Origin of the sequence: Salmonella sp. SAL00670 (assembly GCF_046552235.1) — a bacterium.
GTDB classification, from domain to species: domain Bacteria; phylum Pseudomonadota; class Gammaproteobacteria; order Enterobacterales; family Enterobacteriaceae; genus Salmonella; species Salmonella enterica.
This window is the reverse complement of the sequence record NZ_JBGDUO010000016.1, coordinates 1-12838: the sequence shown is the minus strand read 5'-3', so window position 1 is coordinate 12838 and position 12838 is coordinate 1. Positions and strand designations below refer to the sequence as shown.

The following is a 12838-nucleotide window of genomic DNA, read 5'->3' as shown; positions in this document are numbered from 1 at the left end:
ACCAGCGCCATATACGAGTACGCCGCCACCGCGATGGCCCCCAGCAGCTCCGGCGCCAGCTTGCCCGACAGGTAAATGGCCGTCGGACCGTCCGCGCCGCCGATAATGCCGATGGCCGCCGCCTGCGGCAGGGTGAAGGCAATCAGGCCGAAGTAGTTCAGCGTCAGCGCCCCCAGCACCGTGGCGAAGATGCCGAACTGCGCCGCCGCGCCGAGCAGCAGGGTGCGCGGGTTGGCCAGCAGCGGGCCGAAGTCGGTCATCGCGCCGACGCCCATAAAGATGACCAGCGGCGCGACGCCGGAGCCAATCGCCACTTTATAGAACAGCGCCAGCACCCCCGGCGTGTAGCCCATGTCCACCGCCAGGTTCTCCATCTGGCTCTGCACCGACGGCAGAGCAAGGGCCAGCGCTTCCTTGATGGCGTGCACGTCCGGCGTGCAGTTGAGCTTCGCGGCAATCACCGCCAGCTGCCCGGCGTCGTGATGCGCCAGCAGGCTTTCCAGCGCGGTCAGCGCCATACCCGCTTCCGGGATGTTGGAGAGCAGGCCGCCGAAGCCAATCGGCAGCAGCAGCAGCGGCTCGAACTTCTTCGCTATCGCCAGCCACAGCAGCAGCAGGCTCACCAGCAGCATGATGGCCTGGCCTGCGCCAAGGTGCATCAGCCCCATGCCCTGAAGCAGGGCGTTCAGACTTTCCATCGATTCCGTTCCTTACGCCAGCGTCATCAGGGTATCGCCCACGGAGACGGCGTCCCCGGACTTCACGGCGATACCGCGTACCGTCCCGGCCTGCGCGGCGCGGATTTCGGTTTCCATTTTCATGGCTTCCAGAATCAGCAGCACATCGCCTTCGGCCACCGTCTGGCCTTCAGCGGCAATCACCTTCCAGATGTTGCCCGCCAGCGGCGCGGTGACCGGGGTGCCTGCGCCTGCCGGAGCGGCAGCCTGAACCGGTGCGGAAGAGGCCGCCGGAACAGCCGTAGTAAGCTGGCTGATATCGCCGCCGTCGCTGACCTTCACCACAAAGGCCTTGCCTTCCACTTCGACGGTGTAGATACCGGAAGCTGCAGCTTTTGCCGGGGCAGCGGCAGGCTGCGCGGCTTCCGCCTGCGGTACCGGCTCAAACGCCGCCGGGTTGTGGCGGTTTTCAAGGAATTTGAGGCCGATTTGCGGGAACAGCGCCACGGTGAGCACGTCGTCGATGGCGTTTCCCGCCAGAGTGATGCCCTTCTCCTGCGCCTGGCGCCTGACGTCCGCTTCCAGTTCAGCCAGCTCCGGTCTCAGCAGGTCCGCCGGACGGCAGGTCACCGGAGCGCCCCCTTCCAGCACGCGGGCCTGTAACGCCGCGTTGACCGGCACCGGGGTGTGGCCGTATTCGCCTTTCAGAATGCCGGCGGTTTCTTTGGCGATGGTTTTGTAGCGTTCTCCGGTCAGGACGTTGAGCACCGCCTGAGTGCCGACAATCTGCGAGGTCGGGGTCACCAGCGGGATAAAGCCGAGGTCCTCGCGCACGCGGGGGATTTCCGCCAGCACCTGGTCGAGTTTGTCCGCCGCGTTCTGCTGCTTCAGCTGGCTTTCGAGGTTAGTGAGCATTCCGCCCGGCACCTGGGCCACCAGAATACGGCTGTCGTAGCCCTTCAGCTGGCCTTCAAAGGCGTGATACTTTTTGCGCACCTCGCGGAAGTACGCGGCGATATTTTCCAGCTTCAGGATATCCAGCCCGGTGTCGTGTTCCGTGCCGGCAAGCGTTGCCACCAGCGCTTCGGTGGCCGGGTGGCCGTAGGTGGCGCTCATGGAGGAAATCGCCGTGTCCACGCCGTCGACGCCCGCCTCGATAGCCTTCAGCAGGGCCATCTCCGCCATCCCGGTGGTGGCGTGACAGTGCAGGTGCAGGCGCACCTCAAAACGTTTTTTGATTTCGCTCACCAGCTCAAAAGCGGCCATCGGGGTGAGAATGCCGGACATATCCTTGATGGCAATCGAGTCAACGCCGGTTTCCAGCAGTTGCTCCGTTAAATCCAGCCAGGTCTGCAGGGTGTGCGCCGGACTGGTGGTATAGCTCAGCGTGCCCTGGGCGTGCGCGCCGTGGCTGCGTACCGCCTGTAATGCGGCTTTCATATTGCGCGGGTCGTTCATGGCGTCGAAGACGCGGAAGACGTCCATGCCGTTTTTCACCGCGCGTTCGACGAAGCGTTCCACCACGTCATCGGCGTAATGGCGATAGCCGAGCAGGTTCTGGCCGCGCAGCAGCATCTGCAGGGGAGTCTTCGGCATGGCTTTTTTGAGCTCGCGCAGGCGCAGCCACGGGTCCTCGCCGAGAAAGCGGATGCAGGCGTCAAAGGTGGCGCCGCCCCAGCATTCGAGGGAGCCGTAGCCCACGTCGTCGAGCGCGGCGGCAATCGGCAGCATATCGTCAAGGCGCAGACGGGTGGCGAAAAGGGACTGGTGGGCGTCACGCAGGACGACGTCGGTAATGGAAATGGTCATGGATCCCTCCGGGAATTAAGCGTTAAGGCGGTGATGGTGAATGGCGGCGGCAATCACCGGCTTTAAGCGGGTGAAGTCGTCCACGGGCGCGGCGGCGGCAGGTGCCAGTTTTGGCGCCGGAGCCGGTTCAGGGAAGAAACGGTTGACGGCGGCGGACATGCCGCGGATGGCGAAAATCAGCAGGAACAGAAACGCCAGCACGAACCCCATGCCGAGGAACATCAGAGTGAAGCCTTCACCTAATAGCACCGAACTATTCATAATAAAGTCTCAAATTTAATAATCTAAAATAGAAAAGTAATATCAGGCATTAATAGAATGGATAAAATACCGGTAGTAAAATCATACTAACGATAAAACAAACCAAACTAATCGCCAATCCGGGTTTTAAGAAATCTTTAAATTTAACATTCCCCGGGCCAATAATCATTGAGTTTGCTGGAATAGCCATTGGGGTACAAACAGCAACACTACTCGCAATAAAAACAGCAATAACAACTGCACGAGGGTCTGCGCCAATAGACTGTGCGATAGTCCATCCTACCGGGCATAACAACGTACATGCTGCAGTGTTACTCATTACTTGAGTCAAAGCCCATGTAAGTATCCACAATGACGCCATAATAATCATAACGCCAGAATCTCCGGTTACTGAAATAACGGCATTAGCAATCATTTCTCCAGCACCAGTAGAATTAAGCGCGGCACCTAAAGGCATCATAAACGCAAGCATGAAAACAGTTAGCGTTTCAAAAGAATTAAAAGTTTCCTTTTGTGTTAAAACGCCAGCGAATACAAGAATAATAGCCGCACAACATGCAATAATATGCATTGGAGGCAGAAACTTAATATAATCAGTTGCCACCATTCCAGCGATAGACAGAATAAAAACGGCTAAAGTTAAACTTCTATGCCAGGCCGGAATTTGGCTATAATCCATTTGAGAATCAGATTGTGTATTTCCATCACGATCTGCGATGAGTTTTGAACCGAAGAAATAGAGAAATATAGAGCATGCAATCAGCAAAGGAATACCAATTTTAGCGTATTCGAAAAATGGCACCGACAGACTTCCCTTACTAAAAGTTTCAATAGTATTTTTAGCAATCAGATTTCCTGGCGAACCGATAATAGAAATGTCAGCACCGATTGTTGCCCCAAAAACCAGAGGCATAAGAAGTTTAATAGGCTTAATCTGACTACTGGCGGCAATACCTAAAACAATAGGAATTAGCACAGCAACTGTTCCGCTATTAGAAACAAAGGCAGACATAACTCCACCAATAAGAAAAATCAATACACTAAGGCTTCTTTCTGTTTTAGCATATTTTAGTAAAATTTTACTTGATTGCCATGCCAAACCTGTTTTAAAAAATGCCGCACCGAGTACACACATGGCGACGATAAGAATAACATTCGCATTTACGATTGAAGCAAAAATATCCTTAGCATCGATAACACCGGTAAAATAAAGTGCCATTGGGACCATAAATGCAACTAATCCCATAGGAAGACGATCGCTAACAAAGATAATTATTGCAACCACTAAAACCAACAAAGTAATAATCGCTGGTGACATGTATACGTCCTTATATTATTAGGGTACAAAAACAACTCATTACAGTCATGAATACAACTGCAACAAGCATAAATCACATGTTATACTAAAATTACATCTAATTAATTTCTATTGAGAAAGAATACACTCACATAAATAACAACACTTACCCGACAAAGGCATAACATATTCTTACTGCTTTTGTTTCTGTTTAATCAAATAATTTCCTCTTAAAATCTGTCTGTGTATAATGCTACTTATATAAATGAAACTCATCCAATGCTAATAAGGTTGCAGCTTATGCAATATCGGCATCACCTCGAACTAACATGGCTCGAAGACTGTCTGGCTCTAAAAGAAACGTTAAATTTCTCAAAAGCGTCTGCCTCAAGATATGTGACTCAACCCGCATTTAGTCGTCGGATACAATCTCTCGAAGAATGGGTGGGTACGCCCCTTTTTGAAAGAAGTAAACGGGGAGTCACCCTTACCAAGGCCGGAGAAGTATTTACAGACCAGCTTCCCGAACTGATCCACTCCTTGTACACATTGAAAAGTGATACCCTTGAGGCCGCAGGTAATAAACAACCTAGTCTTGTTTTTTCAGCAACGCATGCTTTGTCTTTCTCTTTTGTACCGCATTTGTTAAAACAGAGTGATAAAATTGCAAAATTTGGTTCATTTCGTCTTTTATCTGACTCATTGAATGCGTGCGAAAAAATGATGCGGCAGGGAGATTCACAATTTTTGCTGTGTCACCATCACCCACATATGCATCTAAATTTAAATAAAAATAACTTTATGAGCATTCGTCTTGGGTTTGATACATTAATTCCATTCAGTAAACCAGACTCAGAAACGTTAAAACCGTTGTGGAATATAAATAATAAGATTCAATTCCCTTAACTTTCTTTTTCATCACAATCAGGTCTGGGAAGAATAATAGCAAATACAGCGTCTATTAACAGAATTACCCATAATATAAATGTTGCCTTTGTGGCCGATCTGGCAGCAACACTATTGGCAATGGTCAGATCTGGCGACGGTGTTGCCTGGATACCTCAAAGCCTTGCCAGGCAAGATATAGAGGCTAAAACTATTGTTACTGCAGCGGAAAAAGAAAGCAATTTATGGGTACCCATAGAAATAAGACTTTATAGACCAGCCAAGAGAATGCCTCCAGATGCCGAAGAGCTATGGGAAATTTTTGTTGAAGAACAAATATAATTATTTAATTGTAAAATGTTCTTTAATATAATCCTCAATGAATTTAATTAACGCTCTGGTTGCATATGATAAATATTTATCTTTCTTCCAGGCCAAACCAATCGTAACATAAGTCGGCTCAGTCATGGCCTTGGTTATTACTTTTTCGGCTTTAAGATCGACAGCGTCCAAAATGAAAGAAATTCCTTCATTTTTAGCAACCAGATCTATGTTGGTTTGAACCCTGTTTGATGATAGAAAAATATGTGTATGAATTCCTCGCTTTGTACATTCTTCAATAATCGTTTTTCTATGCCAGGAATCTTTTTTCATTAGTATCAATGGCTCATATTGTAGATCTTCCCAATCGATACTATCCTTTTTTGCCAGGGGATGTTTATCTGACATACATACCACGTGCTGCTGAGTCATTAATGGTACCGTAACTAATTCTTTTGGACAGTCATTAATAATAACAATAGCAAGATCCAGCTCTCCAGCAGAAAGTTTATCATGTAAACCAAAAGTCCCCTCTTCAACAAGAGAGAGTTCCATCTCTGGATAAATCTCTCGGAAATGCTTGAAGAGCGGTGAAAAAAGAAACAAACTTATCATCGGTGGGATCCCCAAAGTTACTATACCACCATTTTCATTACGATAATCTTTCATTTCCGCTACGCTATTTTTTAACGCAATAAGGATAGGTTCAATTTTTTGTAAGAAAAACATGCCCTCCTCAGTAAGGACAAGTTTATTTTTCTTTCTATCAAATAATGTCACCCCTAATTCAGTCTCTAACTTCTTAATAGCAATGGTGATATTAGGTTGAGAAACAAAATGCCGCTCAGCAACTCTGGTTAAGTTACCTAACAAAGAAGCGCTTACAAAATATTCTAATTGTCTAATTTCCATCTATTTTCCACTACTATAAATAAAATTTATCATTTAATAAAAATAACATATTTCCTTCCTACAATGAATACGAATATCATGAAAATGTGATCAATGGATAAAACAATGCAACATAGCACTGGAGGGAGTATGAGTCGTATATTAAATACAGAAATTATCATTCCGGTTATCGAAAAACTTGTAAAAAAAGCTTGTTATGAACTGGATGATAATCTCATGTGTTCTTTTCGTAAAGCATATGATAAAGAAGAGTCAAAGATCGGCAAGGAAACCATTAAGATATTAATTGATAATGGAGAGTATGCAAAAAAAGAACAACTTGCATGCTGCCATGATACCGGCACTTGTATCGTTATAATGGAAATTGGACAACATGTATGCTGGGAAGGTAAGCCGCTTAAAGATCAGGTGAACCAGGGTGTTCGCCAGGGCTATGAAAATGGATACTTAAGAAAATCCATGGTTGCAGATCCATTAGAACGTATTAATACTAATGATAATACTCCTGCGATTTTACATACTGAAATTGTTGATGGTGACCGAGTGACAATTACCGTTATGCCAAAGGGCGGCGGTAGCGAAAATATGGGAACTTTTAAAACATTGCTTCCCGGCGATGGTATTGATGGTATAAAAGATTTTGTTCTGGAAACTGTCCGTCGTGTAGGAGGCAATCCATGCCCTCCTTATATTATTGGTATCGGCGTTGGCGGTACAATGGATCACTGTTCGTGGATGGCTAAGAAAGCATTATTACGCCCTCTTGGTGAGTTCAATGCTAAACCACTTTATGCCCAGCTCGAAGCTGAATTATTAGAGGCCGTGAATAATACAGGGATCGGCCCTTTAGGTATGGGCGGGCGTATTACGGCGTTAGGCGTGCATGTCGATTACTATCCTTGCCATATCACTGCACTGCCAGTCGCAATCAATTTCCAATGTAATGCAAGCCGCCACGCTAGTGAAATCATTTAATACCTGGAGAAGCTATGATGGAATTAACATTACCATTGACTAAAGAGAAAGCGAAAACTCTTAAGGTCGGCGATATATTATTTCTCACTGGATTTGCTTACACCTGCCGTGACGCCGCGCATAAAAAAATCGAAGTAGCGCTTAGTAACGGAGAAAAATCACCGGTCGATTTTCAAAACCAAACGATTTACTATGCTGGCCCCTGCCCTGCCAGACCTGGTTTACCTATTGGCTCCAACGGTCCTACAACGGCCGCGCGTATGGACCCATTTGTAGAAATGATGTTTCAACAAGGGGCAACTGCGTTTCTTGGCAAAGGCGATCGTGCTGATTATGTCGCTGAGCTTTGTAAAAAATACGGTGGGGTTTCGCTACTCGGGATTGGAGGAGCGTCTGCAATTAATACAAAACATGTTAAATCAGTAGAAATTGTTGCCTACGAAGAATTAGGAACAGAATCCATTAAGAAGTTATATTTTGACCGCTATAGAGTCATTGTAGGAATTGATTCGGAAGGAAATACTCTCCAGAAGCAGGAAGTACCTAAGTACGCCAAATAATAATACATTAATATTGGTAATATCGGTCCGGTAGACTGTTACCGGACCGATATGTTTTCTATCCTGCGCTTCACCACAGGATAGAAAATAAACTTAGCCGCGACGGGCTTTTACCGCTGCCGACAACTGACGAAGCAGCGCATCGGTATCTTCCCAGCCAATACAGGCGTCAGTAATGCTTTTACCGTAGGTCAGCGGCTGACCGCTTTCCAGACTCTGGTTTCCTTCTACCAGATGACTCTCTACCATCACGCCAATAATCGCTTTTTCACCGCCCGCTATCTGCTGGCAGACATCGGCGCAAACCTCCATCTGCTTTTGAAATTGCTTACAGGAGTTGGCATGGCTGAAATCGATCATGACCTGCGGCGTCAGTCCCGCTTTGATGAGGCCTTCTTTCACCTCAGCAACATGCTGCGCGCTATAGTTTGGCGCTTTACCTCCGCGCAGAATGATATGGCAGTCGCCGTTGCCGCTGGTATTCACAATCGCCGAATGACCCCATTTAGTGACGGAGAGGAAGCAATGCGGCGCGCCGGCGGCGTTGATGGCGTCAATGGCGACTTTAATCGTGCCATCAGTACCATTTTTAAAACCGACCGGACAAGAGAGGCCAGACGCCAATTCGCGATGAACCTGGGATTCAGTAGTCCGCGCGCCAATGGCGCCCCAGCTCATCAGATCGGCCAGATATTGCGGCGTGATCATATCGAGGAATTCGCCGGCGGCAGGCAGGCCGCTGTCGTTAATATCCAGCAGCAGTTTGCGCGCAATACGCAGACCGTCGTTAATCTGGAAGCTGTTATCCATGTGCGGATCGTTAATCAGCCCTTTCCAGCCGACGGTGGTACGCGGTTTCTCAAAATAGACGCGCATGACAATTTCAAGCTCGCCTTGAAGCTCATCGCGTAGCGCCAGCAAACGGGCGGCATACTCTTTCGCCGCTGCCGGATCATGAATTGAACAAGGACCGATCACCACCAGCAGACGATCGTCATTGCCTTTGAGAATTTTATGAATGGCTTTGCGCGCGTGAGCAACGGTATTTGCTGCATTTTCCGTGGCGGGAAACTTTTCCAGCAGCGCGACCGGAGGTAATAACTCGTTGATTTCTTTAATGCGTAAATCGTCGTTCTGATAATTCATGTTTATTCCAGTGTTGCCGTACTTATCCCAATGAATGCAATCCCTCCAATCTATCTCTTCAATTAAATAGTGTAAACGGGCTTTTACACTTTGAACGGAATAATCCTGGAATTCAGGAAAAAAACGCACAAATGTAGCGAAAAATGGGATCTAACCTACACTTTTTAACTGTAACCACTCTGTTTATGAATTATTGCAAGATTCTCTGCTGCGTTAACCCGCGGCGGCGAACGCTTTTTATCCCTTATTTGAGGATTTGACTGACACGTGCACTGTTGGAAGAGGTTATCCGACATATCCACCATAACAGGAGCATCTTATGAAAATGACAAAACTGACTACGCTTTTACTCACCGCTACCCTCGGCCTTGCCAGCGGCGCAGCGTTAGCTGCTGAATCTAACGCGCAATCCAGTAATGGCCAGGCGAACTCGGCGGCAAATGCCGGTCAGGTTGCCCCGGACGCCCGCCAGAATGTAGCGCCGAATGATGTGAATAACAACGACATCAATACCAACGGCAATACTAACAGCACGATGCAGCATCCAGACGGTTCAACCATGAATCATGACGGAATGACCAAGGATGAAGAGCATAAAAATACCATGTGTAAAGACGGTCGCTGCCCGGATATTAATAAAAAAGTGGAAACCGGTAATGGCGTCAATAATGACGTGAATACCAAAACCGACGGTACCACACAGTAATGCAGAAAAAAGTCTGATAACGGGAGAGCTTTCGCTCTCCTTTTTATTTTGTCAGCGAAAAATCAGTATGATGTCTACAGTATTGATGAGAATAACAAAGGAATGACGTTATGGCGCACTCACACTCTCATGCCGATTCACACCTGCCGAAAGATAATAATGCTCGTCGCCTGCTTTTCGCCTTTATCGTCACTGCCGGATTTATGCTCCTTGAGGTGGTGGGCGGGATACTCTCCGGCTCTCTGGCGTTGTTGGCGGATGCGGGACATATGCTCACCGACGCGGCGGCCCTTCTCTTTGCGCTGCTGGCGGTTCAATTTTCCCGTCGTCCCCCGACTGTTCGCCACACTTTTGGCTGGCTAAGACTCACCACACTGGCGGCTTTTGTGAATGCCATTGCGTTGGTGGTCATTACCCTTCTCATTGTCTGGGAAGCGATAGAGCGCTTTTACACGCCACGTCCGGTGGCGGGCAATCTGATGATGGTAATTGCGGTTGCGGGTCTGCTGGCGAACCTGTTTGCGTTCTGGATACTCCATCGGGGAAGCGATGAAAAAAACCTGAACGTGCGCGCTGCCGCGCTACATGTGATGGGCGATTTGCTGGGTTCCGTCGGCGCAATAGTCGCCGCGTTGATCATTATCTGGACGGGCTGGACGCCAGCGGACCCGATTCTCTCTATTCTGGTTTCGGTACTGGTACTACGCAGCGCCTGGCGTTTGTTAAAAGATAGCGTCAACGAATTGCTGGAAGGCGCGCCGGTTTCGCTGGATATTAATGCCTTACAGCGCCATTTAAGCCGGGAAATCCCCGAAGTCCGCAACGTACACCATGTGCATGTCTGGATGGTCGGCGAAAAACCGGTCATGACATTGCACGCTCAGGTCATTCCGCCACACGACCATGATGCGCTGCTGGAACGTATCCAGGATTTCCTGATGCACGAATACCATATTGCGCACGCTACGATTCAGATGGAGTATCAAGTGTGTCACGGCCCGGACTGTCATCTGAATCAGACATCGTCCGGGCATGTTCATCACCATTAACGGGAAAGCGCGCGCGATCCTCGCTCCCGCGCGCTGTTTATCCACAGGCGACTACCGTTCACGGCGATAAATGTCAGGATCAGATATTCCAGCGACATCGCATAGACGCCCTGCAAAGCAAAAATCACCACACTGATCACGTTGATTACCACCCACAGGAGCCAGTTTTCGACATATTTGCGTGTCATCAGAATCATCGCCGCGATAGACAGCACCATCATGCAAGAGTCCCAGAACGGGAAAGCGTCCGGTTGCAGTACAGGCATTGTCACCTGTAACCCCAGCATCTGCATAATGGCGACGGCCACGCGCGTCAGGACGGCGAATACGGGATCGATATATCGCGTCATCAAACCGATAACTATCACACATATCGCCAGCCATGCCATTGCTTTTGGCAACGGCAGCCAGCGGATTTTAAGCTCGGCTTGATTATCCTTTGTTTGCCGCGACCACGCATACCAGCCATAAATATTGGCGGCAAAGAAAAAGAGTTGCAGCAACAGGCTGGCATAAAGCTGGATCTGAAAGAAAATAATCGCAAACAGGGTGACGTTAACCAGTCCAAAAAAGTAGTTGCTGATCTTCTCCAGACTGGCAAGCCAAATACAGAGCAGGCCGGCGATGGTTCCTACCGCTTCGATCCACGAGAGATCGTACCCGCCAGCGCCAATCGGAATATGAATCAGTATGTTGTGCGTACTAAAAAAATCCATTCTCTCCCCCAAAGATTTCCGTCTTTACGCCCGAAGTGTAGCCGCAAAATCCAGCATCCGGTTGAGCGGCAGTAATGCGCCCTCGCGTAGCGCCGCATCAACCTGTATTTCATGCGCCGCGCCTCCCTGCTCCAGCCCTTCAGCAATGGCTTTCAGGCCATTCATCGCCATCCACGGACAGTGCGCGCAGCTACGGCAGGTCGCCCCCTCGCCAGCCGTGGGCGCTTCAAGCAGTTCTTTTTCAGGCACCGCCTGCTGCATTTTGTAGAAGATGCCGCGATCGGTCGCCACGATAAGCTGTCTGTGCGGCAGCGTTTTTGCCGCCTTAATAAGCTGACTGGTGGAGCCCACCGCATCGGCCATCTCGACAATGGACTGCGGCGATTCAGGGTGAACCAGAAGAGCGGCATCGGGATAGATTTTTTTTAAACGGGTCAACGCCTGGGTTTTAAACTCGTCATGCACGATACACGCCCCTTGCCAACACAGTACATCGGCCCCGGTCTGTTTTTGCACGTAATTCCCCAGGTGTCTGTCCGGCGCCCAGATAATTTTTTCCCCCAAACTATCCAGATGCTCAATCAGTTCTACGGCGATACTGGAGGTCACAACCCAGTCCGCACGCGCTTTAACAGCAGCCGAGGTGTTAGCATAGACCACTACGGTTCTGTCAGGGTGCGCATCACAAAAAGCGCTAAATTCGTCTATTGGGCAGCCTAAATCCAGCGAACATTCCGCCGCCAGCGTAGGCATAAGAATGTTTTTTTCCGGGCTGAGGATTTTGGCGGTTTCCCCCATAAACCGTACGCCCGCTACCAGTAACGTGGATGCGGCGTGCTTCGCGCCGAAACGGGCCATTTCCAGCGAGTCGGAAATACAGCCGCCGGTTTCTTCTGCTAACTGTTGAATTTCCGGATCGGTGTAGTAGTGCGCCACCATGACGGCATTGCGCTCTTTGAGCAAACGCTTGATTTTCTCACGATAAAATTGCTTTTCATCGTCGTTCAACGGCGTTGGTTTCGGCGGGAACGGGTAGATTGCGGCTTGTGGGTCAAACATTACGCTCATCGTGGCTTCTCGTTTTACTGACTTAACGAAACAACCGAATGAAAGCGTAATAAACGCCACAATCGGTTAATTTGTTTTATATGCTAAACAAGATAGCTGATTCAATAAGGAAAGTCACAATAATTACGTAGCCCCGTATCTGATGGCGGCGTAACGTCTTATCTGGCCTACGTGAGCGGTGCCGTCTGTAGGCCTGATAAGCGCAGCGCATCAGGCAAGACCCGAACCTGCGGCAGGTGTTAAATCGCAGATAGCAAAAAGGCGCCGCCAGCGCCCTCTTTTACATTGGTGGGTCGTGCAGGATGACTCGCTTCGCTCGCCCTTCGGGCCGTCGCCGTAAACGGCTCCGTTGTCTCACTGCGTTCGACCCGAACCTGCGGCAGGTTCGAATCTTCCATATCGCAGATAGCAAAAAAGCGCCTTTAGGGCGCTTTTTTACATTGGTGGGTCGTGCAG

The 12838-nt window shown here is 49.1% G+C and carries 12 protein-coding genes, 1 other RNA gene and 1 pseudogene; 5 read left to right on the top strand and 9 right to left on the bottom strand.

Annotation, left to right across the window (positions count from 1 at the left end; genetic code table 11):
- The 4 genes from ACLJRS_RS23470 to ACLJRS_RS23455 all read right to left on the bottom strand — a co-directional run.
- Nucleotides 1-698, bottom strand: a 698-nt coding sequence (locus tag ACLJRS_RS23470) for a sodium ion-translocating decarboxylase subunit beta (protein WP_410957905.1), incomplete at its 3' end; no start/stop codon positions are given.
- 12 nt (nt 699-710) lie between these two features.
- A complete protein-coding gene (oadA, locus tag ACLJRS_RS23465) occupies nt 711-2486 on the bottom strand; it encodes a sodium-extruding oxaloacetate decarboxylase subunit alpha (protein WP_000155833.1) in 1776 nt (591 codons plus the stop codon).
- Between the two features lie 15 nt (nt 2487-2501).
- A complete protein-coding gene (locus tag ACLJRS_RS23460; protein ID WP_001670696.1) occupies nt 2502-2747 on the bottom strand; it encodes an oxaloacetate decarboxylase subunit gamma in 246 nt (81 codons plus the stop codon).
- 49 nt (nt 2748-2796) lie between these two features.
- Nucleotides 2797-4065: an SLC13 family permease gene (locus ACLJRS_RS23455; RefSeq protein WP_000074135.1), complete on the bottom strand. Its 1269-nt coding sequence runs from the start codon at nt 4063-4065 to the stop codon at nt 2797-2799.
- 222 nt (nt 4066-4287) lie between these two features.
- Between ACLJRS_RS23455 and ACLJRS_RS23450 the strand changes: the two are divergent.
- Nucleotides 4288-5271: pseudogene (locus tag ACLJRS_RS23450) on the top strand (LysR family transcriptional regulator).
- Here the strand turns inward: ACLJRS_RS23450 and ACLJRS_RS23445 are convergent.
- Nucleotides 5272-6162, bottom strand: coding sequence for a LysR family transcriptional regulator (locus ACLJRS_RS23445; RefSeq protein ID WP_000405927.1), 891 nt, complete (start codon nt 6160-6162; stop codon nt 5272-5274).
- A gap of 129 nt (nt 6163-6291) precedes the next feature.
- Here ACLJRS_RS23445 and ACLJRS_RS23440 point away from each other — a divergent pair, with 129 nt between their 5' ends.
- On the top strand, nt 6292-7137 hold the full coding sequence (locus ACLJRS_RS23440) for a fumarate hydratase (protein ID WP_000086831.1): 846 nt from the start codon (nt 6292-6294) through the stop codon (nt 7135-7137).
- 14 nt (nt 7138-7151) lie between these two features.
- Nucleotides 7152-7697: a FumA C-terminus/TtdB family hydratase beta subunit gene (locus ACLJRS_RS23435; protein WP_000970374.1), complete on the top strand. Its 546-nt coding sequence runs from the start codon at nt 7152-7154 to the stop codon at nt 7695-7697.
- A gap of 93 nt (nt 7698-7790) precedes the next feature.
- Here the strand turns inward: ACLJRS_RS23435 and aroG are convergent, their stop codons facing one another.
- Nucleotides 7791-8843, bottom strand: coding sequence for a 3-deoxy-7-phosphoheptulonate synthase AroG (gene aroG, locus ACLJRS_RS23430; protein WP_001109233.1), 1053 nt, complete (start codon nt 8841-8843; stop codon nt 7791-7793).
- Between the two features lie 319 nt (nt 8844-9162).
- On the opposite strand from aroG, the gene ACLJRS_RS23425 reads away from it, so the two are divergent.
- Together ACLJRS_RS23425 and zitB are read left to right on the top strand one after the other, a co-directional pair.
- Nucleotides 9163-9549 carry a YbgS-like family protein gene (locus ACLJRS_RS23425; RefSeq protein ID WP_000784380.1) on the top strand — a complete coding sequence of 129 codons (387 nt, stop codon included), beginning with the start codon at nt 9163-9165 and terminating at the stop codon, nt 9547-9549.
- Nucleotides 9550-9659: 110 nt separating this feature from the next.
- The gene (zitB, locus tag ACLJRS_RS23420; protein ID WP_000951251.1) at nt 9660-10598 is read left to right on the top strand and encodes a CDF family zinc transporter ZitB; all 939 of its coding nucleotides are present in this window, start codon (nt 9660-9662) and stop codon (nt 10596-10598) included.
- Here the strand turns inward: zitB and pnuC are convergent.
- The 3 genes from pnuC to ACLJRS_RS23405 form a co-directional block, all read right to left on the bottom strand.
- Nucleotides 10595-11314, bottom strand: a complete 720-nt coding sequence (gene pnuC / locus ACLJRS_RS23415; RefSeq protein WP_000345373.1) for a nicotinamide riboside transporter PnuC — start codon at nt 11312-11314, stop codon at nt 10595-10597. The genes zitB and pnuC overlap by 4 nt on opposite strands.
- Nucleotides 11315-11338: 24 nt before the next feature.
- Nucleotides 11339-12382: a quinolinate synthase NadA gene (gene nadA, locus ACLJRS_RS23410; RefSeq protein ID WP_000115334.1), complete on the bottom strand. Its 1044-nt coding sequence runs from the start codon at nt 12380-12382 to the stop codon at nt 11339-11341.
- A gap of 286 nt (nt 12383-12668) precedes the next feature.
- Nucleotides 12669-12794, bottom strand: a non-coding RNA gene (locus ACLJRS_RS23405) — RtT sRNA.
- Between the last annotated feature and the right edge of the window lie 44 nt (nt 12795-12838).

What these genes read in the sequence shown, in the direction of transcription:
- nadA (WP_000115334.1), bottom strand. Translation starts at nt 12,382, where the DNA reads ATGAGCGTAATGTTTGACCCACAAGCCGCAATCTACCCGTTCCCGCCG.
- ACLJRS_RS23455 (WP_000074135.1), bottom strand. Translation starts at nt 4,065, where the DNA reads ATGTCACCAGCGATTATTACTTTGTTGGTTTTAGTGGTTGCAATAATT.
- ACLJRS_RS23445 (WP_000405927.1), bottom strand. Translation starts at nt 6,162, where the DNA reads ATGGAAATTAGACAATTAGAATATTTTGTAAGCGCTTCTTTGTTAGGT.
- zitB (WP_000951251.1), top strand. Translation starts at nt 9,660, where the DNA reads ATGGCGCACTCACACTCTCATGCCGATTCACACCTGCCGAAAGATAAT.
- aroG (WP_001109233.1), bottom strand. Translation starts at nt 8,843, where the DNA reads ATGAATTATCAGAACGACGATTTACGCATTAAAGAAATCAACGAGTTA.
- ACLJRS_RS23460 (WP_001670696.1), bottom strand. Translation starts at nt 2,747, where the DNA reads ATGAATAGTTCGGTGCTATTAGGTGAAGGCTTCACTCTGATGTTCCTC.
- ACLJRS_RS23425 (WP_000784380.1), top strand. Translation starts at nt 9,163, where the DNA reads ATGAAAATGACAAAACTGACTACGCTTTTACTCACCGCTACCCTCGGC.
- pnuC (WP_000345373.1), bottom strand. Translation starts at nt 11,314, where the DNA reads ATGGATTTTTTTAGTACGCACAACATACTGATTCATATTCCGATTGGC.
- oadA (WP_000155833.1), bottom strand. Translation starts at nt 2,486, where the DNA reads ATGACCATTTCCATTACCGACGTCGTCCTGCGTGACGCCCACCAGTCC.
- ACLJRS_RS23440 (WP_000086831.1), top strand. Translation starts at nt 6,292, where the DNA reads ATGAGTCGTATATTAAATACAGAAATTATCATTCCGGTTATCGAAAAA.
- ACLJRS_RS23435 (WP_000970374.1), top strand. Translation starts at nt 7,152, where the DNA reads ATGATGGAATTAACATTACCATTGACTAAAGAGAAAGCGAAAACTCTT.